The sequence below is a fragment of the Paenibacillus sp. DS2015 genome (genome assembly GCF_050433705.1).
Classification (GTDB): domain Bacteria; phylum Bacillota; class Bacilli; order Paenibacillales; family Paenibacillaceae; genus Paenibacillus_AQ.
In genome coordinates this window covers 23,009-43,641 of the sequence record NZ_JBNPWS010000011.1, presented here as the reverse complement: position 1 = coordinate 43,641, position 20,633 = coordinate 23,009, and the positions used below count along the sequence as shown (strand labels likewise).

Genomic DNA, 20,633 nt, shown 5'->3' with positions numbered 1-20,633 from the left:
CAAATGCATTGGATTTATTTATGTTTGGCAATTCTTTTTGAAGTAGCTGGGACGATAAGTATGAAGTTGTCGGAGGGGTTAACCAAATGGCAACCTAGTGTGTTACTCGTGTTTTTCTATGTCTGCAGTCTTGTTTTTCTAACGTTGACATTGAAGAATATTCAGGTTTCTGTCGCTTATGCCGTCTGGTCAGGTATGGGAATCGTGATCATTACACTTATTGGGTTATTGTATTTTGGCGAGAGTATCAACTTGGCGAAGGTATTATCCATTGCACTAATTATCATTGGAGTTGTCACACTGAACCTTACGGAAGAGAAGGCTGTCGTAGAGAAGTCCGTGGTCAGTCCGTCCGTCAAGTAAAAAGATACGGAATCCGAGGTCATTATCTATCTGGTTAGCAAAAAAATGTATCGTTGGAGGAACAGGATGAAACGTCTAAAACCTTTTTTTCTTATTACCGATATTGGATTTATTGTATATTGGATTATTACATATCTTCATATTATTCCTACAAGTTGGGCCTTTAAAGATTACGATAACCCGATTATCATAGCTTGGAACTGGTCGTTCTTTCCACTAGATATTATAATTTCGCTGACAGGTCTGTACAGCTTGTATTTATTTCGAAAGAAACGTTCAGCCTGGCAGGGATTTGCATTGACGTCGCTAGTGTTGACCTTCTGTTCTGGTCTGCAGGCAATCGCCTTCTGGTCGTTCAGTCAAGATTTCGATATTACGTGGTGGGTGGTTAATTTGTATCTATTGATATATCCCTTGTTCTTCATTAACCTTGTTACGCGACGAGATCACGTGAACTATTGAAGGGGTACGGTATTTAATTTATCCTGAAACAGTTTACAGCCCAGATTCATTGAGAAGCTGGGCTGTAAACTGTTTTTATATAAGAAGGTAGTTTCAATTATACTCGGCTTATATTGTTATGAACACCAGTTACGCCACACTTTGTTTGCGTTCTGTAATATAGCTGGCTATTCCGAGTAGTAGCCCCAGCCCAACAAGGATTGCGCCAACCCAAGGGAGGGATGTTAGACCCATCTGGGTAATAACCCACCCGCCAATGAATGCGCCCGTAGCATTGCCTAGATTACCGGCCGAATGACTGGTGGTAGAGGCAAGTGCGGGGGCCTCCTGCGCTAGGCTCATGATTCGTACTTGCAGTCCCGGCATAACAGAGAAGGAAGCAACACCCCAGAAGAATACAGTCACTACGGCACCTACAGGACTATGTACCGTAAAGGTGAAGACGGTAAGGATGACACATATCACAAGGTAAATCCCTAGTATGGAAGGTGTCAGCTTCCAGTCGGCAAGTTTTCCGCCGACGATATTGCCGATGGTAACGCCACACCCGAACAAGACCAGAATCCAGGTAATACTATGTTCAGCAAAGCCAGATACCTGTTGAAGTAATGGTGCAATATAAGTGAATACGGTGAATAAACTTGCATTACCTAGTGCCCCAATTAGCAGGTACAACAGTAACTTGGGCTGAATGAGGGCATGGATCTGCTTGGATAGACTTGCCGGTTTATCCAACCGAATTTGCGGAATAAACATAAGTATACCGATGAGGGCTACGACTCCGATGATGGCAATCGTACCAAACGAAGCTCGCCATCCTAAGTGTTGTCCGATAAAAGTACCTAGTGGAACACCAATAATATTCGCAATTGTTAAACCCGCCATCATAATGGATACGGCTCCAGCTCGCTTATCCGGGCGTACAAGATTGGAGGCGATGACCGCACCTACTCCAAAGAAAGTACCATGTGTTAATGCCGTAATGATGCGAACGACCATCAGAACAGTATAGTTTGGCGCGATTACAGAGATACCATTGCCCAGAATGAATAGAACCATGAGCAGACTTAACAGCATCTTTTGCGGGATTTTGCGGGTAAGGATCGTCATTATAGGTGCGCCGATCGCTACCCCAAGGGCGTAACTTGTAATGAGTTGGCCCGCTGATGAAATACTGACATTTAAATCTGAAGCCACATTGGGCAAAAGACCCATAATCACAAACTCAGTCATACCGATCGCAAAGGCTCCTACTGTAAGAGCTAAGATGGAAATAGGAAACCGTTCTTTAACTGCTTGTGTCCTGTTGATACTGTGAGAAGTATTCATGATGAAAAAGGCAACCTTTCTTTTATCAATGATGAAATAACCTAGTATTGTTATGTAGCGATATTTTAGCATGAAGAACCCAATCTAATGGGCTACGAGGTGCGAGACAGGTATCAGTCATCGGGTTGCTATTTTGTTTAGATGAAATAGTAGAGCCTAATGCAGCTACATCCTCTCATGGCCACGTACATGCAACAGTAACTTCTCCAACCACTCTACTTCGAGCTCCATTTGTCTAAGAACATGATCTCGTATAAAGTGAACGGTTTGAGGTGTATCTTGTTTGAGGATGTCCCATTCGTCATGGTTCCGCTGTATTTTATCTCGTACTTTTGCTATACCTTCTTCAATGATAAAACCAAGTTTAGTTAAATCGGTGTATTTTAGAAAGAGTGTGGATGAGTATAGAGACTGGATATCTTTGAAGTTCTTGAAGTTCGTGTAAATTTCCTGTTCTAGCGTTGCCCGTCCTTTATCTGTAATGCCATAGGTCGTTTTCTCTGGACGATTCTCATCACGTAGGACTTCAATCTTTTCAATACAATCTTTTTTGAGCAGTACTTCAAAAGTATAATACAAGCTTCCGTCGTTGATCTTGTACACGTCCTCCATATTATCGCGTTTGAACATTTTTTTTATATCATATGGGTGATGATTTTCTTTACATAGAACTCCCAATATAAAAACTCGAAGTGACATTCAGTTATCCTCCCTTTTGTACATACTAAGAGCCGGCATACTCGATATGAGTAGCTGGCTCTTAGTATACATCTGACGGATTTCTAAGTCTTGTCGTACTTGGTTAATCATCCATCATATATTTAGTTCTTTCATTATAGCTTAAGATGCAGTGGTGGGTGTAATACTCTCATCCTTAGAGACTGGAGATGTTAATAAATAGGACAGGCCAGCGATTAAGAAGGACGCTAGGGCCATAATAATTAAACCCGTGAGATGCTGGGTAGTCTTGCCGCCTCCAAAGAAGAGGCTGAAATCAGTCTGCACGGTATAGAACATGATAGAAATGTGACTTAAGAATTTGAAGAATCCAGGCATCATATCATAGTCCACAGTGGCACCACTGCTAATGGTTTGGATCAGCATAAATGTCAAATTGATGAAGATAGCCTTCTCTTTTAACAAGAAACTGAAGATGGACATAAACTGAATAGCTGCGAACAACTCGAGTGAATGTAACAGCCATACCTTTATGAAGGTTTCTGCACCGTATCCGCCTTGAATACAGAAATAAATGGTGATCCCAACAAGTGGCGCAATCAAAGAAACGACAGCAATGACAGCTTGAGAAGACCAGAATGCTTGCGCTCTACCCATTTTAGCTTTAAGGAAGTTGATTGCACCTACAATCATCATGGAGAAGATCATAGCCCCTGTATAATTAACCATCGTCAAGAAGAATGGAGCCATTTGGTTGTGCATTCCAGCTGGAGTTGGGTTGGTATTCACAATATTAGATGTCATTTTTACTGGAATATCTGCGGCAAGCTCTTTAGCTTGATCAGTAGGCATTTTCATTCCTTCTAGTATGCCTTGAACGCCCTGAATAGCAAACTGTTGATTTAAATTAGCCGCGATCTGTGAAGATACAGTCTGCATGGTGCTGGAGATCATTGCAGAATTAGATTGGTTAATGAAGAAGTCCATCTGAGGATGCTCACCTTGCTTGGATAGCAATTGTGTGAAGTCAGCTGGAATGTGGACAATCATATGAATATCACGATTATCTAAATCTTCCTTGGCCTCATCTAACTTCAGATCTGAAACGATATGAAAAGGAAGTTGTTTCTCGAACTGTTGTGCAATTTCTTTTCCTGCAGTGGCATCTTCATTGACGATAGCAATCGTCAATTTACTGATGTTCTTAGGGATTGCAGAATACCCGCCCATAAAGACCGATATCATAACGATTTGATAAAAGACGACCATGGTAATACCGCCGATTACGGAACCATTTTTTAACATGGTAAGGAAATTTTTCACTTACAACTACACCTCTTATTATATTTAATTTTGATTACTATAATTAAAGTAATTATGATTTGACTATTATACTTTCAGAAAAGTCATGTGTCAATAAGTACATAATGATACTCAAATGAAGAAGAAAGATATTAGTTTAATGCACCCTATGTGTGAAGGCCGATTATTAAATTTACAATTGTAATAGTTACCAATATGTGATATATTACAATTGTAATAATTAGAGATGTAAGTAATTTGGAGGCTAGCATATGAAGGATATTCCTAAGATAACCGACTCAGAGTGGGAAATTATGAAGGTGATTTGGAAGAGTCATCCGATTCAGACAGAACAAATTTTAAGCCAACTTCCGGGCATGATTGTGTGGAGCGATCAGACGGTAAGAACATTTATCAACCGATTATTGAAGAAGAAGGCGATCGGGTTTGAGAAATCAGGCCGAAGTTATTTATATTACCCACTAGTCTCAGAGAAGGAATGCGTTCAAGCTGAGAGTCAGTCTTTTCTGAAAAGGGTGTTTGGTGGGGCAGAAGCGATCCTTGTCACAAATTTCCTGGAAGAGGCGCATTTATCGGATCAAGAGATTGAAAGATTGGAGCAGATCTTATTGGATAAGAAAGAAAAGAAAAACGAGGAATGACGACTATTATGATCTTACAGACAATCCACTATGATGAGGTAACCTATGACGATACTATGTAATGTGTTTCTATGGTTCTGTAATTCTACTTTGATGGCAGGAGCAGTGGCGCTACTGGTGATGCTGGTACAAAAGTTGTTCAACCGTCACCTGAACCCGCGGATCCGTCAGATGCTGTGGCTCATTGTCATACTAAGACTACTGTTACCTGTCCTTCCTAGCAGTTCTATGAGTGTTTTTAATGCGGTGGATTGGATAGGCGGTATGCAAAATTCCGCAAGCACCCTAATGAAGCCGGAAATAAGTCAGATAACAACGGATATTCCATCTTGGCGTGAGGGGAACCAAGAATTATCACCAGCGGAATTGAATCTGAATAGGCAATCATCAGAAGTAAGAGAAGTTTATACGGGGAGTACAACAGAACCTGAAAAAGTGAATTATCCTTTATACTTTCAAGTGGCCGCTGTGGTATGGATCATTGGGGTAAGCGTAGTTTTACTGTATTTAGTGGCTTATCAAATCGTAATGAGAAGAACATTTAGATCATACCAAAGGGTGACCGATAAGCAGATTGTAGCTGCGCTGGATGATTGTAGGAGACAGTTCGGTATACAGAGGTCGATTCCTTTGTATACGGGCAGGTATGCGAGAAGTCCATATATTGCAGGTCTGATTCGGCCATGGATTTATATTCCTGAGGGGATGGACAAACACCTGAATGAGACGCAGCTGTACCATATCTTTGCCCACGAGCTAGCTCATTATAAGCGCCGAGACGTCGTCTGGAATTTTATAGGTAGTCTGTTGCTCGCCGTTCATTGGATGAACCCAGTCGTGTGGATGACGGTCAAACAGATGAAGGCAGATCGAGAGCTGGCCTGTGATGCTTGTGTACTTGAGACCTTAGGGGAAGCAGAAGCACTGTCCTATGGCATGACGATGATTACTTTGGTCAAACATTCATCTGTGAGAAGAGATCAACCTCATCTCCTGTATTTCTATGGTCATGATCCGAAACGTCAAATTATAAGGAGAATAACCATGATCAAGTCTTTTCGAAAAGGTTCCTATAGGCTATCCCTCATTGCCGTGGTATGTCTCGCGCTAATCAGTGCAGTTACGCTGACCAATGCGAAGAGTGATGTGCCGTCTCCCACGGCCAAGACAGAGAGTAACTCCTTCTGGTCACCAACAGGGCGTGTCCTATTCGACTCCACTTTCTGGACCTATGATAATATGTCCAAAGCAGTCGATGTAGCGAATTTCAAATTTAAAGTTCCTGGAAATTTACCTTCAGGATTTACGTTTGAAGAGGTTAATCTTCTTCCAGCAGGTACGGTACAGGAACAGGGACAGGGACATACAGGGGATCAGGTAAGGATGACGTTCACAGCATGGACTGGGATCAACAGCAGTTTTGGAAGCTTTATTATTAAAGCATATCAAGATGGCAAGGGGCTGGAAGAGGCAGCTGCTGATATTGAAGCATGGGAGAATCAGGGTAAGACAGAGGATAGTAGCGTTCATATCCAGAAAGAATCACTTCGTCTGCAGGGTCATGATGCGATTAAGCTGACTCTAACTTACAGTAGAAACGAAGAACGCTATTATTATCTTTGGTTGGACGAAGGAGTAAGGTATCAGATCGAGGAACACTTCACCTTAAATGATAAGGCGTTACAAGATGTGATGGCTTCAATGACGTATCCTGATCAGCGTTTATTAGATCGTGATGTTAATCATGATCATATGATGATGGCTAATATTTACGATACAGGGGATATAGAGCTGGCTAAAGAGAGCATCGGATTCACACCGAAATTTCCACAGCTAATTCCGGGTTCATTTAAAGCTAGCAAGGCCTATGTGACGCTTAAGCTGAATTTTAGCTATCCGAAGGACGATACCGATTATAGACGAAGATTACTTGCAATTCAGTATGATCGGGAAGAGTCATCTACATCAGGCATCCAAGGTGTAGAATTTTCGCAGATCAAGGATAAGGGTATATATGATGAAATGAAGAGCGGCAATCAGGCAGACTTTTACCAAGTCTTCGATCGAAATAGTGCGAAGAGTAGTCGTCCTATGAGAGTTGAGGAAGTGAGGAATGGCTTCGGTGAGGTAACCTATATCCAAGTGGAGGGTCAAAAGAATACGGTTAAGCTTAGTCCCGTTATGATTGACGGTCAAGAAGCGTTACGAACGGAAAGTTACACAATCGGTGGATCATTTAGTATGCCTAACGACAGCGATAATGTAAGTTACTTCTGGAAAGAGAATGATGTTTGTTATCAAGCCGTTCTACAAGGCGAAGGGCAATACACGCAAGAGGCTGAAATTGTAGCTTATCTCATGAAAGAAGGTCCGGTCTCTATTAATGATCTACAATAATTGAGTTCGTACATACCGCTGCAGAGTGTCTGCAAGCGGTTTTTTTGAGATAACAGTTCCTCTATATTAATGTGAATACGAATTAAAGTACCCCTCATTTGAGATAATAGGAAAAAGATCGAACCGATATGCATTCGCAGGCGATACCGTTCGCTCTGCTTATGGAGCCTCTAAGGCAGCCGTTGTAAATCTTACCCGGTACATTGCTGCACAGTACGGTAAAGATAAGATTCGTTGCAATGGGGTCGCTCCAGGACTTATCTTAACTCCTGCAGCTAAGAATAATATGCCGGAAGCTGTGCTGGATATGTTCATGAAGTACAATGCATTACCTTATCATGGGGAAGCAGATGATATTGGAAACACGGTTCTATTCTTGGCATCTGATGAATCCAAATTTATTACTGGACAGACTATTCAAGTTGAGGGTGGGCATTATATAGCCAACCCGACCGTGCCAGATTTCAATCAATTTCTGGAGCAAGCTCGATCTAAATAAAACTAAGAAATCAGTGGACGAATATAAAAATAGCTGCTGAGAATGTCTCAGCAGCTCGGACAGACCTTAGGGTCTGTCCTTTTTCTTTGGAAAAATAGGCATACCCAAGACACAATGTTACACCGAGGATCTAAGAAAAGTTTGTTTTATGCACAGCGCTTTATGTCATGAGCAAGTCAGTGCTATTAAGCGTCGCCCCATGTTCGATCGCCTGTCAAATACTTTTCAGTCAATATGGAGAGCATTTGAATGCCGACCTCATTATGCCCGCCATCAGGAATGATCAAATCGGCATATTTCTTGGAAGGCTCAATAAACGCTTCGTGCATAGGCTTTACCGTAGTTAGATATTGGTGATGAATCGATTGAATGGTACGACCACGTTCTTCGATATCTCGTAATACACGACGGAGTATACGCACATCCGGGTCGGTATCCACGAATACTTTGATGTCGAGTAATGTCCTAAGTTTCTCGTCGGATAGCACATGAAGTCCCTCGAGGATGACGATATTGTTGGATTTCAGTTCTACTGTATCGATAGTGGAGCGGGCATGGACAGTGAAGTCATATACTGGTGCATAGGCGAGGCGACCCTCTTTTAGAGATTTGAGATGTTCAATGAGTAGCTCATTATCAAAGGCGAACGGATGATCATAATTGATCGCTTCACGTTCGGTCAGGCTAAGGTGTGAATGGTCCTTGTAGTAGTTATCTTGAGATATGAAAGTCACTTTGCCCGAACCAAGACGGTCAATGACGGATCGAGCCACCGTCGTTTTGCCGGATCCGGTGCCGCCGGCGATACCAATAATGAGCATGGTGATTCAATAGACCTCCCTAAATGCTTGCTTTTTGCAATTCCAATATTGTAGCACAGCGAACGTATTATTTCACCTTGATCTAGGCAAAGAAAGCTTGGCATATATTTGAATTTGTCGATTTCAAGAATTAAGACATAATAAAATGAAAACTCGGAGTACTCGTGGCTAGGTGGAACTACCCTATTAGTATCATCCGCTGAGCCCTGACTTATGTTGCTAAGAAGATAGACAATGGTGTTACATTGAGATTTGTGATAATATTTACTCCTATATAGAAAGAGGAAGTGAGCTATAGTGATAAACATAACCATTCCAAAACCGGATGTCTCCATTTTGAAACAAGATCATCCCGAGCTTAGTCATATTTACGGGTTTACCGATTTCCACCTGATTCCGAGAGATATGGGTGGTATATTTATGTTCTACAACGACAATGAGGAACTATTGTTCATGGGCAAGGCTAGGAAGTTAAGACCAAGAATCAAGAAACACTTCGAGGATACAGTATCCCCGATGAAAATGCATAGAGAAGAAGTCACTAAAATTGATGTTTGTCTTATCGAAAGCCCAGTTCATAGAGAAATATATGAAACGTATATTGTTAATGAACTTCAGGCCAAATATAATGTGGACAAAGTGTTATTCAAGTAAACCAATGATTTACAAATAGCAGTAGACACGGTCAAGTGACTGAGCCTACTGTTTTTTTATGCCCATTATCAGTCTTACGACCTTGTTGGATCGGCTATTTGTAGGAGGGTTAGGTCATACTGACGACAGTGTAACTAGGACTTTAGACGCATTTAATCAATTTAGATATAAAGGCTCACTTACATGCAGGATATTTACACTATAATAGAATCGTGATAACTCTACATTTTTTTACATTTTTCGCCAATATAATTTCTATTTTTATACATTTATTTAAAGAGGTGATAGTATAGATGATCTCTCCCTTTTTTAAAAAGAAGGATTCGACGGAGAAACAGCTGAAACCCAATGTGGTTCAAAAGTTACAGTCGGATGAAGAGGCCGATGTGGAAATGGAAACCCATGAAACAGGTGAGAATTTGACTAGTCTTGTTTCTACAAGTAAGTCTCAGTTAGATAAAAAGTCGTTGGATTTGATCTTCGCCGTAGAGCAAATGATTCAGGCGAGGCAACATGCTGAGACCAATATTAATGAGCTTCAAGATCGTTTGACACATTCCAGCGGGCATGTTGAGCGGTTAAACCGGGATATGAAGAACCTCAATAAAGTCATTGAGGAGAGAGAAAAGAACGTCTTAGAGCTTGAACATAAATTAATCGAGAAGAATCTGAAAGTAGATCAAGTGATGGAAGATTATCGTGAACTCCAGGCTAGCATGTCCAATGAGATCGATGAACTAAAAAGCACAGTTGATCTAGAACAGCAAAAGTACGTGAGTCTTGTTCAGAAACATAATGAAGCTCATGCTGAAAAAGTCAAAAAGATGAATGATTTAGAGGAGAAGATTAGCCGTTCGGAAATCGAAAACTCCCACTTAAGACAGAAGTACGAAACGATAAGACAAGAAAAAGCATATCTCTCGAACATGATTAGTGATTTTACCAATCGAATGACGTTACCCTTTGGCAATAACATGACAGAGCGTAAAGATGGAAGCGGGGATACATAGGATTCATGTCATCTAATGAGACCAGCACAATTCTAATGATTGAGTTACTGTCGCTTGCACACAAGTTAACAGGTTATCAGATAGAGGTAGATCTAATCCGTGAGATCGGATCTGAAAGATGCATTCTTACCATTGATGAATTTACATATATTCAACTGAACATGCTGGGTCCCTTTACCGAAGAAAGAGTGAGATTATCACTTTATCCTAAATGGGATCCTTTTCGGAACGTACATTACAGCAGTCTGATTAAAATGAATAAAAACTTTAGTGAAACGTTGTATTTCGTATGTTCTAAATATTATGTATCTCAACTTCTTGAATTGAAACAGGAAGAGCAAAGTCAATCAAAGACTGAGATGGTCTATCAAGCTGAGTTATCATCTGTTGGAGCGCCCCTTCTCAAACCTTGTGGGATACAACGAATGGGACACGCGGGCTTGCGACGTATCATATTCAGTTTTTTGTTGATTCTATGTACCCTGCGAATGGATGGTAATCTGTTTGTGGATAACGCCGATGCTCTGGAGAATCCTACAATCAAAGCCAGCTCTAAGGAGACCTTCATTGTGCCGCTCCTTCCCCTTGTTCATACCACCGCTATTATGCAAAACAAGCAAGATCAACCTTCCGAAGACGTTACAGAACCTCCACAGGAAAAGACGCCAATGTATGATGAAATCGAAATAGATTCCAATAAATATGAATATAGTCTACCAGAAGATTATGTAGCTTTAACATTTGATGATGGTCCGTCCCAATACACGAAAGAAATTGTGGATATCTTGGTGGAACATGAGGTGGCAGCTACGTTTCTCTTCATTGGTAACAAAGTCCTCCGTTATCCAGAAGAGGTTAGCTATACGAATCAACATGATATGTCGATCGGTAGTCATTCATGGGACCATAGTGAAATGACTAAGAATAGTGATAAAGAGAATAGGGAGAACCTTACTAAAGCGAATAAGGCGCTCGAACAAATTATTCAAGCACCTATTACTATTTTTCGGCCGCCTTATGGTTCAATTAATGATAGACTAGCCAACTTGGTGACGAAGAAACAGATGAAGGTACTGCAATGGAATCGAGATCCTATGGATTGGAACGCAAAGAATCCAGAGGAGATTATGGACTACTTCCATAAGTCCGATCCGACTGGGGGGCTTTATCTTCTACATGAAAGAAAGATGACAGTAGAGGTGTTGCCTGAAATCATCGAATATCTTAAGGAGCAAAACTTGAAATTCGCCATTTTTAAATAGAGTAGATGTGAAGGGGTTATCTCTTGAGAATAACCCCTTCACATTATTTACGAATAACATCTCTCTTATTGCAGGACAAGCTCGGCTGTTACCGGGTTATGGTCACTATGCTTAAAGGATAAATCATGGCCTTGTATTATGTTAAGCTTAATATTTGGCGAGATTAGAAAACCATCAATAACGGCTCTAAAGTTAACACCTTCTGAATAGGGGATATCCAGTGTCCGAACCGATGGCACATTGGGATCAATCACCCAGCTAAATCCCTCAGGTGTGAAGCCTTCAGGGAACTGTTGCAACCACTCAGGCCATGTCTGGGTGGTTTTGAATGTTTGGGGGTCTGTACCAGGGAGGACATGATTCCAGTCGCCACCTAGGATCAAGTAATTACCTTGGTCATGTTCTCTTTTCATAAAAGATGATAGATAGTCTAATTGCTGCTTGCGAATGGTGCCACCTTGGTCAAAGGCAGACAAGTGAAGATTAACAAGAACCAATTCTTTGCCGTTATCGACAGGGAATCTGCTTTCAACAAAGGCCCGGTCCAGATCTAACTGTTGGCGCGGCCAGGATTCTTTTCCCGGCAGATTATATCTGCTATTGTCTGTGCTTTTGAATCTAGATAACGTTAATAAGCCGCTGTCTACGGAGCCCATGGGATCAAGGATAGGAACGGGTACCCAAGGAACCTTATAATTAGTCGCAAATACATGACTATACTCCGATAATTCACTCGAAAGGTATGTGACCTCATCCACATGATAACTCCGGGAAGAACGGACATCCACCTCCTGCATCATGAACAGGTCCGAGCGGAGCGTCGTCATAAAAGAGGCTATGGCTGCAAGGTTTATCTTCGTTTGTTCTTCGCTGTTAGAACGGGACATTGTTCCTCCATCCATAAAGAAATCCTGATCTTTGTCTAAACCGGCATAGCCAATATTGAATGTTGTAATGGTAAAAGGTTCATTGAGCTTCAGCATTCGTTCGTTGTTGTTGTCTACAGAGAGCTCCTCAATGATACCGGGGTTATAATCTGTTAACGTAATATAGAGTAAGAATCCCCCTACAATCAAGGTAGCCACTAGAACAACCGAACCTAACATTTTTAATAATCGTTTTTTCATTAGATTTCTCCATTGGTTTTTTGGATTTTCCCCTATTAAAGGTAGAATGCTACCGAGAATGTACCATGATATAGAGGATGGGTCTAGTGCGAAGGTGGTGTGACCTGTAATGGTTTGCTACAATATATAGGATAATCAAACCGGAGGTAACAAGAAAATGCCTAGAAACCCCTTGAAGGATCAGCAGTTGCGCCAAGAAAGAACGAAACAAATCCTTGATTCCACTTCGCGCGTTTTCGCGAGGAAAGGTATCCAGACCAAGGTGAGTGAAATTGCTGCGGACGCAGGTCTGAGTCATGGTCATATTTACAATTACTTTGGTTCTAAAGAAGAAATACTGATCACTCTTATTCATCAAGGACAGGATGCTTTCACGAAATTGCTGTTGGATACTCAGCAACAGGCCGGAACCGTGATAGAAAAGCTGAGAAATATGTCCACTTTCATAATAATGAATAAAGATACGGATATCTTGCTGGTGACACTCCAAGCCTTGTCTTCCGACGTGCTATCTGAAGAAGCAAAGAAGGTAATCAGGCAGAGAGTGGAGGACAATTTGTCGCTCTGTACAGCTCTGATCGAGGACGGTCAGCGTGAGGGATCGATTATGCAAGGAGATGCCAAGGAGATTGCGACATTGTTCATTTCGGTTCTGCATGACTTTACTATTTTTGAGTTGAGGGGCTTTAAACCTGCGACACCGCTAACCATTGAACTACTGCTACAGATGGTGGGTACGATAAAGGAAGGATAGTAAGTAATGTACATAACCTATCAAGGGTGAGGAACATGGTATGCGAGTGTATTCGTGAGTCATGTTCTTTAGGGTATCTAGTTACATTGAATGAAATCTAGCAAGCTGTGGGAAATACTCGGAACTGAAAAGTGGTAATATAAGATTTAAGTAAGCAATCCTAAAGGAGGACAAGGGTAATGTCACTAACATCTGAGAACACTGTAGTAGGTTTTATTGGAACTGGCGTCATGGGAAAAAGTATGGCCAAGCATATTCAGAACGCAGGGTATGCATTACATGTGTATACCCGTACGCCTTCTAAGGCTGAGGAATTGATCAAAGAAGGAGCCGTATGGCATGATACAGTGGCCAAGTTGGCCGATGTTTGTGATGTCGTGATCACGATTGTGGGTTATCCAAAAGATGTGGAGGAAGTTTACCTTGGTGCTGATGGCTTGGTGGCAAATGCTAAGTCCGGTGCCTACCTGATTGACATGACTACATCCAGTCCTCAGCTCGCAGAGCGCATCTATGAGGCTTCTGTTACGAAAGGGTTACATGCTCTTGATGCACCCGTATCGGGTGGGGATATCGGCGCAAGGAATGGTAAGCTGTCCATTATGGTCGGCGGAGATTCAGGTGACTTCGAAGCGGTGCGTCCCTTATTCGAACTGATGGGGGGAAATATCGTCCTTCAAGGTAAAGCCGGTGCCGGACAGCATACGAAGATGTGTAACCAAATTGCCATTGCTGCTAACATGATGGGTGTCTGTGAAGCTTTGGCATACGCCAAAACTTCAGGACTTGATGCGAACACCGTATTGAAGAGTATTGAAACGGGTGCTGCCGGAAGCTGGTCTCTTAGCAATCTCGGCCCACGTATGATCGCTGGCGATGATGAGCCTGGTTTTTATGTGAAACACTTTATTAAAGACATGGGGATCGCCCTAGCAGCAGCTAAAGAAATGGGTCTCGATACTCCGGCACTTGCTCTGTCAGAGTCTCTGTATAAGGAATTGGCTGACAAAGGATATGAAGATAAGGGAACACAGGCATTATTCAAGCATTGGATTGAGGATTAGCCTTAAACAAGGGATGCCTCCGTTATGGTTATTATAATGAATATTACTTTGATCGCAGCTTCAATAAATTTCTAAGCTCATGCATGATTTGAATTGAATAGTCCATAATATATCAGGAATGTTCAACTTATCATGAAGGAGAAGGTTAAATGAAAAGAATATCATCTAAGTTGACACTGTTATATATGTCCATGTCCCTTGTACTTGCATTTAGTGTGACACCCATACAAGCGGAAGCAACACGAAGTAAACAAGTTCAACAATTCCATATGGAAAAACAAGCGTGCATAAGTCCATCCCAAGTAAAGCTCAAGAGTGACTTGAGGGAGCTTTGGATTGATCATGTTGTATGGACGAGAAATTACATCGTAAGTGCCGTTGCGGGTATGGAGGATCAACAAAAAGTGTTGGCGAGGCTCTTGCAGAACCAACAGGATATTGGAAATGCAATCAAGCCCTATTATGGTGAGGCAGCGGGAAATAAGCTGGCCGGGATACTGCGAGAGCATATTCTGTTAGCAGGTAAAATAGTAGATGCAGCAAAGGCTGGAAATCAGAAGGATGTAGAAAAGTATAATAAAGAGTGGCATAGGAATGCCGATGACATTGCTAAATTTCTTAGTAGTGCGAATCCCAACTGGTCGAATCAAGAATTAAAGGATATGTTGTATGTACATTTACAATTCGTAACCGATGCACTTACATCGAGACTCAAGAAGGATTGGGATGCTGATATTGTTGCCTACGATAAAGGCAAGGAGCATATGATCATGTTCGCAGATGTCCTCACGAAAGGAATTGTTAAGCAATTCCCAGATCAGTTCTAAATGACTTAGAGGAATCGCTTGTTTGTATTTTGTATTGATATACTGTTCTTATGAATGGAGCTACCTAGGGTAGTTCCATTTTTGTTTCTATCCCAATCCAACCTTGAGTAGAGGGCAAGAAAAATAACCCCTCGCTAGAAGCAAAGGGGTGTGGCCTTTCGCACAAATATGATATTCGTTCTCAAATATGATATTCGTTTCTAAAGTCCTTAGGATTAAGCTTCTTCTTTTTGTATTTTGGCGGGATTGTTGATCTTGTAAGGAACAGGATGCTTTGTAAGCTTCTTCGCTACGATTTTAGCCTCAAATGTGATCGTATCACCGATTTGGAGTTCCATTTTTTTAATAGTGGCACTATGGCTGGACCAAGCGGTACCCACTTCGATTTCGGGTTCAGCGATGATACGAATAGCTTCGTAAATAACCACCTCATCTTCATTATCGGAGAAGTGATTGGGTACGGTCGTGAACTCTTGTACCTTAGCGATCATTTTCACCTTTTCTTCTGGTAATTGTAGTTTTGGTGATGTTTTGGACTTTTTAGCTTTAGGCTCAGCAGGCTTGGCCTTCACTATAGGTGCTTCTTCTTGTGGATTTACAAGTGTTTTAGGCTCTTCGGACTCTACTGACTCTACTGACTCAGACTCCATGGCTTGTTCCCCTGCAGCTGAAACCCGCTGGCCGTAGTTACCGGTCTGCATCTCCTTCAGGTACGAGGGATGGATGCAATGAAGCTGGTTGTTGTCGAATTGGATAACCGCAGTGATGTTATCGACATAGCCGATGATGGTGCAAGCCAGATTTAGTCCATTTCCCTTATAGAAAAAAGGCTTATTCTTGGAAGCTTTCTCTGAAAGCAAGCTCCATTCTTTGCATTGTTCAATCTGTGCCGCCTCGTCTTCGAAGGCGTGATAGGTGCTTGGCTCGATGATGAATGGATAGGCCATATCTGCTCCACCTTTCTAATTTTTTATTATTTTTTGTATAAATATTCATTGATTTATTTGTTTAGTGTTTCATTCCTCAGAATAAACTATAACATAAATGCAACGTTGGAATGGGGGTGGCCTATTGCCTGATCATCAGTGTGGGTTAGAAGGTTATATTGTATACAAGAGAGGGTAGCGCATCTCCCCTTGTTTTAAACTAAAAAATTTGGGACAATGGAATCGAATGGTTAGCTTCGGCTGCTTAAGATAGATAATATTGAACTTTATAGTTTTGAAAAGAGGGTAACGTATGAATAAGGCATCCATCTATGGATTAACATTTGAACAGCTAACAGCATGGCTCTTAGAGCATGAGCATAGAAAGTTCCGCGCATCACAAGTATGGGATTGGCTATATCGGAAGCGGGTAACCGACTTCGCGGAAATGATTGATGTCAATAAAGAGTGTATACAGCTATTGGAAGAACACTTTGTCATTCAGACCTTAACGGAACATGTTAAACAAGAATCGGCAGATGGAACGATAAAGTTCTTGTTTAAATTAAAGGATGGCAACCTGATTGAAACGGTATTGATGAGACAGAAATACGGGTTAGCCGTTTGTGTCACTACGCAAGTAGGTTGTAACATCGGTTGTAGTTTTTGTGCAAGTGGCTTAATTAAAAAGAGCCGTGATTTAACGAGCGGTGAAATTGTGGAACAAATAATGAAGGCCCAGCAGCATTTGGATCAAGCGCAGCAAGATGAGAGAGTGAGTCATGTTGTGGTGATGGGGATAGGTGAGCCATTCGATAATTTCAAGAACCTGGTGGACTTCTTGCAAGTGATTAAAGATCAGAAGGGATTAGCCATTGGGGCGAAGCGTATCACGGTATCGACCAGTGGCCTGCCTGATAAAATCATTGAATTCACCGATGCGGATCTGCAAGTCAACTTGGCTATTTCATTACATGCCCCGAACGATAAGCTTCGGACACAGATCATGGTCATCAATCGTGCCTTTCCCATTGAGAGATTGATGAAGGCTGTAGACTATTATTTAGAGAAGACTAATCGAAGAATTATGTTCGAATATATTCTACTAAAGGATGTAAATGACCGCAAGGAGCACGCACTGGAGCTTGCTGAGTTGATTCGTGATAAGCAGAATCTATGTAGTGTGAATCTAATCCCGTACAATCCGGTAGATGAACATAGTCAGTATCAGAGAAGCGAGCAGGAATCGATTCTGGCGTTCTATGATACGTTGAAAAAGCAAGATATTAACTGTACAGTTCGCCTTGAACATGGGGCAGATATTGATGCGGCTTGTGGACAGTTAAGAAGTAAACAAATTAAAAAGCAATCCGAAGATGATATCTCGGATCAAGACCGATTTGCATTAGGGTGAAGTTTACTTATTCATTTCTTTGTATATTTAAATAAGGGAAGTAGTTTAATAAAAAAAACCTCTGGTAATGTGAAAGAACTACAATCACATTACCAGAGGTTTTTTTTTAAGCAGGAAGCATTGAAAGGCCTATTTTGCCATCCGAATTCACCGTAGCAGTTATCGTACACCCTTCATAAACCCCTGAATTTTAGGAGAAAGCATGTAGAGGAGAATGCTGAGTAGGATAGCTACTCCTCCAATCACACCAAAGTAAAGCATTTCAGTCTTGGGGCTATAGAATTTAACAATTTGTGCATTAATTGCCTGCGCGGCAGCGTTGGACAAGAACCACAGACTCATCGTTTGTGCCGAGAAAGCAGCAGGTGCTAATTTGGTAGTTACTGAGAGCCCTACAGGTGACAAGCATAATTCTCCAATCACGATAATGAAATAACTAAGAACGAGCCATAGTGGGTTAACGAGTGATTGGCTACCCCCGAAGTAAGCGGGTAAAAGAATGATCAGAAATGATAATCCGGCAAACAATAGCCCCAAAGAGAACTTGGTAGGGACTGAGGGCTGACGAACGCCGAGTTTTACCCAAAGCCACGCAAATACAGGGGCCAGAACGATAATAAACAATGGATTCAACGATTGGAACCAAGCCGGCGAGAGTTCAATTCCTGCAAAATTTAGCTGCGTACGCTTGTCCGCATACCTGGCAAGGATCGTTGATCCCTGTTCTTGAATGGCCCAGAACATCACAGACGCAAGAAATAGCGGAATATAAGCAATGAGTCTGGAACGCTCGATAACAGTTGTTTTAGGACTGCGATACATGACAACGAAGTAAAGGGTTGGAATTAGAATTCCTAATATACCTACAAGAGCAATAAAGGTATTGAATGTAAGAAGCCCCATTGGAATAGTAACTGCAATCAAGGCAGCGATAATCACCGCACCCAGACCCATGAAGGTAAAGGTCTTTTTCTTTTCTGATGGGGATAGAGGATTCGCTATTTGGGTGCCCGCAAGACCTAGATTTTTCTTCTTGGTCATGACAAACAATATCAATCCTACAAACATCCCGACAGCTGCAACTGAAAAACCCCAGTGGAAGTTATTCTGTTTCATTCCAATGGTTCCTACAATTAGAGGAGCAAGGAATCCTCCAAGGTTAATTCCCATGTAGAAAATGCTGAACCCTGCATCCCGGCGAAGATCCTCTGGACTGTATATCTCCCCCACGACACTAGATACATTTGGCTTCAGTAATCCTGTACCAATCACGATCAGAACCATGGAGACAAAGAACATAGGTACGCTTCCAGGTATCGCTAGGATAATATGCCCGAACATAATTAAAACTCCACCATAGAATATAGCTTTTGAAGTTCCTAATATTCTGTCCGCGAGCCATCCGCCGATAATTCCAGACATATACACGAGTGATCCGTAGATCGACATAATCGCTAGAGCGGTACTTTCGTCAAAACCCAACCCGCCCTTTGATACCTCATAGTACATATAGTAAACAAGAATTGCTCTCATGCCGTAATAAGAGAAACGCTCCCAGAACTCTGTGAAGAACAGAGTAAATAATCCCTTGGGGTGCCCAAAGAATCCTTTTTGTGGGACACTATCCACTATTTTTTGCCTGCTTATGTCTGCCATCGGACAACCTCCCTCTTATTAAATGTTAGAGTACTTTGTTGTTATTATACTCTGTTATTATCCCTAAATAAGAAATATTAATCACTTTCATTCAGGAAGGGTAAGATAATTAAGAATTTTTATTGAAAACGAGCAGAATAAGGAGTGGGATTATCAATAATTAAGTATAAAATTTAAAATAGTTATTGACAATGAATTGCATGTATTGTTATCATTTACACAGAGTGATTAATTAATCATTCTGTTATATTTCAATGATTTAATTTCGAAATCATCAAAGAAACGAAGTAAATTTCTATATAGGTAAGACATAACTCAAGGAGGACTACAACAATGGGAAGCTTAAACGGAAAAGTAGCGATTGTGACAGGTGCTGGAAGTGGAATGGGACGTGAAGAGGCAATTTTGCTTGCCAAAGAGGGAGCTAAAGTTGTATTAACGGATATAAATGAAGCAGCTGTTCAAGCTGTTGCTCAAGAAATTATAACGAATGGTGGAGAGGCAACGGCATTTGCTCATAACGTTGCTGTGGAAGAAGAATGGATCAAAGTGGTAGATGATACCATCCAAAAATATAGCCAAATCGACGTATTAGTTAACAATGCGGGTATTTCCTTAGCGGTTAACCTACTGGATACAACGATGGACCAATGGAACAGAGTCATGAATATCAATGTTACCAGTGTTTTCTTAGGAATGAAGTACGTCATTCCACATATGAAGGACAATAACGGTGGATCGATCGTTAATATTTCCTCTATTGCTGGGTTGACAGGCGGTAGTGGAGCGGGTGCTTATACGGCTTCAAAAGGGGCTGTTCGTATGCTTTCTAAGGCAGCTGCGGTTGACTACGGTAAATTTAATGTTCGCGTGAACTCGGTTCACCCAGGATTTATTGAAACTCCAATGTCTACTGATATGATTAGTAATGATAAGATGCATGCTTGGTTCTTATCTCAGACAGCTCTACCAAGAGTTGGACGCGCGTCTGAAGTCGCTGAAGCGGTACTTTTCCTTGCTTCTGATTCTTCTTCTTATATTACAGGTGTTGAACTTCCTGTCGATGGCGGCGTTACAGCGAAATAATAAGATCTGATCAACTGGACGTACAAATGACTTTGTGCGCCCAGTTTTTTGATTGCCAATGGTATATACAATACTAACGCCTTTGTGCATAATATCAGTGGCCTTGGTGAAAAGTAATGAAACGCAGCCTCTGTGTATACCTTATTTGTGAACAATTTGTGAACACATGGATTTATACTTCGTCCCTGAGAAAAGAAGTTTGATAATATTAGTGGTTAGTCGTATGATTAAAGTAAGAGTTTAAAATTTTGAATGTTCAGTATAAGCATGAACCATAATCATTAAGCCCATAAGTGCGAGTTCAAAAAGTCGACTTTTCAGCACCGGAAAGACCGGCTGA

19 protein-coding genes and 1 pseudogene are annotated in these 20,633 nt (G+C 41.4%); 13 read left to right on the top strand and 7 right to left on the bottom strand.

Annotated features, from left to right (window positions below; translation table 11 throughout):
• Window positions 1-3: 3 nt before the first annotated feature.
• Window positions 4-363 (top strand): DMT family transporter, encoded by a 360-nt coding sequence (locus J2T13_RS11675; protein ID WP_429371389.1) that lies wholly within the window; start codon window positions 4-6, stop codon window positions 361-363.
• A gap of 66 nt (window positions 364-429) precedes the next feature.
• Window positions 430-825, top strand: a complete 396-nt coding sequence (locus J2T13_RS11670) for a YvaD family protein (protein WP_429371388.1) — start codon at window positions 430-432, stop codon at window positions 823-825.
• A gap of 129 nt (window positions 826-954) precedes the next feature.
• Here J2T13_RS11670 and J2T13_RS11665 read toward each other — a convergent pair whose 3' ends face one another.
• The 3 genes from J2T13_RS11665 to J2T13_RS11655 all read right to left on the bottom strand — a co-directional run bounded on the left by J2T13_RS11665 (window position 955) and on the right by J2T13_RS11655 (window position 4,155).
• A complete protein-coding gene (locus tag J2T13_RS11665; protein ID WP_429371387.1) occupies window positions 955-2,154 on the bottom strand; it encodes an MFS transporter in 1,200 nt (399 codons plus the stop codon).
• Window positions 2,155-2,319: 165 nt separating this feature from the next.
• Window positions 2,320-2,853, bottom strand: coding sequence for a PadR family transcriptional regulator (locus J2T13_RS11660; RefSeq protein WP_429371386.1), 534 nt, complete (start codon window positions 2,851-2,853; stop codon window positions 2,320-2,322).
• Window positions 2,854-2,994: 141 nt separating this feature from the next.
• Window positions 2,995-4,155, bottom strand: a complete 1,161-nt coding sequence (locus tag J2T13_RS11655; protein ID WP_429371385.1) for a YhgE/Pip domain-containing protein — start codon at window positions 4,153-4,155, stop codon at window positions 2,995-2,997.
• Between the two features lie 251 nt (window positions 4,156-4,406).
• On the opposite strand from J2T13_RS11655, the gene J2T13_RS11650 reads away from it, so the two are divergent.
• The 3 genes and pseudogenes from J2T13_RS11650 to J2T13_RS11640 form a co-directional block, all read left to right on the top strand.
• The gene (locus tag J2T13_RS11650; protein WP_429371384.1) at window positions 4,407-4,796 is read left to right on the top strand and encodes a BlaI/MecI/CopY family transcriptional regulator; all 390 of its coding nucleotides are present in this window, start codon (window positions 4,407-4,409) and stop codon (window positions 4,794-4,796) included.
• 45 nt (window positions 4,797-4,841) lie between these two features.
• Window positions 4,842-7,193, top strand: a complete 2,352-nt coding sequence (locus J2T13_RS11645; protein ID WP_429371383.1) for a M56 family metallopeptidase — start codon at window positions 4,842-4,844, stop codon at window positions 7,191-7,193.
• A 130-nt stretch (window positions 7,194-7,323) separates the two neighbouring features.
• Window positions 7,324-7,692 (top strand): annotated as a pseudogene (locus tag J2T13_RS11640) (SDR family oxidoreductase); the annotation flags it as partial.
• Between the two features lie 185 nt (window positions 7,693-7,877).
• Here J2T13_RS11640 and udk read toward each other — a convergent pair.
• Window positions 7,878-8,513: a uridine kinase gene (gene udk, locus J2T13_RS11635; protein ID WP_429371382.1), complete on the bottom strand. Its 636-nt coding sequence runs from the start codon at window positions 8,511-8,513 to the stop codon at window positions 7,878-7,880.
• 297 nt (window positions 8,514-8,810) lie between these two features.
• Here udk and J2T13_RS11630 point away from each other — a divergent pair, with 297 nt between their 5' ends.
• From J2T13_RS11630 to J2T13_RS11620, 3 genes are all read left to right on the top strand, one after another.
• The gene (locus tag J2T13_RS11630; protein WP_429371381.1) at window positions 8,811-9,167 is read left to right on the top strand and encodes a nucleotide excision repair endonuclease; all 357 of its coding nucleotides are present in this window, start codon (window positions 8,811-8,813) and stop codon (window positions 9,165-9,167) included.
• Between the two features lie 293 nt (window positions 9,168-9,460).
• Window positions 9,461-10,177, top strand: a complete 717-nt coding sequence (locus J2T13_RS11625; protein WP_429371380.1) for a hypothetical protein — start codon at window positions 9,461-9,463, stop codon at window positions 10,175-10,177.
• A gap of 5 nt (window positions 10,178-10,182) precedes the next feature.
• Complete coding sequence (locus tag J2T13_RS11620) at window positions 10,183-11,439, top strand: polysaccharide deacetylase family protein (protein WP_429371379.1); 1,257 nt, start codon at window positions 10,183-10,185, stop codon at window positions 11,437-11,439.
• A 65-nt stretch (window positions 11,440-11,504) separates the two neighbouring features.
• Here the strand turns inward: J2T13_RS11620 and J2T13_RS11615 are convergent, their stop codons facing one another.
• Window positions 11,505-12,566 carry an endonuclease/exonuclease/phosphatase family protein gene (locus tag J2T13_RS11615; RefSeq protein ID WP_429371378.1) on the bottom strand — a complete coding sequence of 354 codons (1,062 nt, stop codon included), beginning with the start codon at window positions 12,564-12,566 and terminating at the stop codon, window positions 11,505-11,507.
• A 157-nt stretch (window positions 12,567-12,723) separates the two neighbouring features.
• Between J2T13_RS11615 and J2T13_RS11610 the strand changes: the two genes are divergently transcribed.
• The 3 genes from J2T13_RS11610 to J2T13_RS11600 all read left to right on the top strand — a co-directional run bounded on the left by J2T13_RS11610 (window position 12,724) and on the right by J2T13_RS11600 (window position 15,211).
• Window positions 12,724-13,320, top strand: coding sequence for a TetR/AcrR family transcriptional regulator (locus J2T13_RS11610; RefSeq protein WP_429371377.1), 597 nt, complete (start codon window positions 12,724-12,726; stop codon window positions 13,318-13,320).
• A 179-nt stretch (window positions 13,321-13,499) separates the two neighbouring features.
• Window positions 13,500-14,384 (top strand): NAD(P)-dependent oxidoreductase, encoded by an 885-nt coding sequence (locus J2T13_RS11605; protein ID WP_429371376.1) that lies wholly within the window; start codon window positions 13,500-13,502, stop codon window positions 14,382-14,384.
• 149 nt (window positions 14,385-14,533) lie between these two features.
• Window positions 14,534-15,211, top strand: coding sequence for a glycosyltransferase (locus J2T13_RS11600; RefSeq protein ID WP_429371375.1), 678 nt, complete (start codon window positions 14,534-14,536; stop codon window positions 15,209-15,211).
• 215 nt (window positions 15,212-15,426) lie between these two features.
• Here the strand turns inward: J2T13_RS11600 and J2T13_RS11595 are convergent, their stop codons facing one another.
• The gene (locus tag J2T13_RS11595) at window positions 15,427-16,158 is read right to left on the bottom strand and encodes a hypothetical protein (RefSeq protein ID WP_429371373.1); all 732 of its coding nucleotides are present in this window, start codon (window positions 16,156-16,158) and stop codon (window positions 15,427-15,429) included.
• Between the two features lie 292 nt (window positions 16,159-16,450).
• Between J2T13_RS11595 and rlmN the strand changes: the two genes are divergently transcribed.
• A complete protein-coding gene (rlmN, locus tag J2T13_RS11590) occupies window positions 16,451-17,551 on the top strand; it encodes a 23S rRNA (adenine(2503)-C(2))-methyltransferase RlmN (RefSeq protein WP_429371372.1) in 1,101 nt (366 codons plus the stop codon).
• A gap of 159 nt (window positions 17,552-17,710) precedes the next feature.
• Here the strand turns inward: rlmN and J2T13_RS11585 are convergent, their stop codons facing one another.
• Window positions 17,711-19,207, bottom strand: a complete 1,497-nt coding sequence (locus J2T13_RS11585) for a peptide MFS transporter (RefSeq protein WP_429371371.1) — start codon at window positions 19,205-19,207, stop codon at window positions 17,711-17,713.
• A 333-nt stretch (window positions 19,208-19,540) separates the two neighbouring features.
• Here J2T13_RS11585 and J2T13_RS11580 point away from each other — a divergent pair, with 333 nt between their 5' ends.
• Window positions 19,541-20,293: an SDR family NAD(P)-dependent oxidoreductase gene (locus J2T13_RS11580; RefSeq protein ID WP_429371370.1), complete on the top strand. Its 753-nt coding sequence runs from the start codon at window positions 19,541-19,543 to the stop codon at window positions 20,291-20,293.
• Window positions 20,294-20,633: the final 340 nt, after the last annotated feature.

Excerpts from the sequence above, each read along its gene's own strand:
- J2T13_RS11675 (WP_429371389.1), top strand. The coding sequence starts at position 4 with ATGCATTGGATTTATTTATGTTTGGCAATTCTTTTTGAAGTAGCTGGG.
- J2T13_RS11670 (WP_429371388.1), top strand. The coding sequence starts at position 430 with ATGAAACGTCTAAAACCTTTTTTTCTTATTACCGATATTGGATTTATT.
- J2T13_RS11665 (WP_429371387.1), bottom strand. The coding sequence starts at position 2,154 with ATGAATACTTCTCACAGTATCAACAGGACACAAGCAGTTAAAGAACGG.
- J2T13_RS11660 (WP_429371386.1), bottom strand. The coding sequence starts at position 2,853 with ATGTCACTTCGAGTTTTTATATTGGGAGTTCTATGTAAAGAAAATCAT.
- J2T13_RS11650 (WP_429371384.1), top strand. The coding sequence starts at position 4,407 with ATGAAGGATATTCCTAAGATAACCGACTCAGAGTGGGAAATTATGAAG.
- J2T13_RS11645 (WP_429371383.1), top strand. The coding sequence starts at position 4,842 with ATGACGATACTATGTAATGTGTTTCTATGGTTCTGTAATTCTACTTTG.
- udk (WP_429371382.1), bottom strand. The coding sequence starts at position 8,513 with ATGCTCATTATTGGTATCGCCGGCGGCACCGGATCCGGCAAAACGACG.
- J2T13_RS11625 (WP_429371380.1), top strand. The coding sequence starts at position 9,461 with ATGATCTCTCCCTTTTTTAAAAAGAAGGATTCGACGGAGAAACAGCTG.
- J2T13_RS11620 (WP_429371379.1), top strand. The coding sequence starts at position 10,183 with ATGTCATCTAATGAGACCAGCACAATTCTAATGATTGAGTTACTGTCG.
- J2T13_RS11615 (WP_429371378.1), bottom strand. The coding sequence starts at position 12,566 with ATGAAAAAACGATTATTAAAAATGTTAGGTTCGGTTGTTCTAGTGGCT.
- J2T13_RS11610 (WP_429371377.1), top strand. The coding sequence starts at position 12,724 with ATGCCTAGAAACCCCTTGAAGGATCAGCAGTTGCGCCAAGAAAGAACG.
- J2T13_RS11605 (WP_429371376.1), top strand. The coding sequence starts at position 13,500 with ATGTCACTAACATCTGAGAACACTGTAGTAGGTTTTATTGGAACTGGC.
- J2T13_RS11600 (WP_429371375.1), top strand. The coding sequence starts at position 14,534 with ATGAAAAGAATATCATCTAAGTTGACACTGTTATATATGTCCATGTCC.
- J2T13_RS11595 (WP_429371373.1), bottom strand. The coding sequence starts at position 16,158 with ATGGCCTATCCATTCATCATCGAGCCAAGCACCTATCACGCCTTCGAA.
- rlmN (WP_429371372.1), top strand. The coding sequence starts at position 16,451 with ATGAATAAGGCATCCATCTATGGATTAACATTTGAACAGCTAACAGCA.
- J2T13_RS11585 (WP_429371371.1), bottom strand. The coding sequence starts at position 19,207 with ATGGCAGACATAAGCAGGCAAAAAATAGTGGATAGTGTCCCACAAAAA.
- J2T13_RS11580 (WP_429371370.1), top strand. The coding sequence starts at position 19,541 with ATGGGAAGCTTAAACGGAAAAGTAGCGATTGTGACAGGTGCTGGAAGT.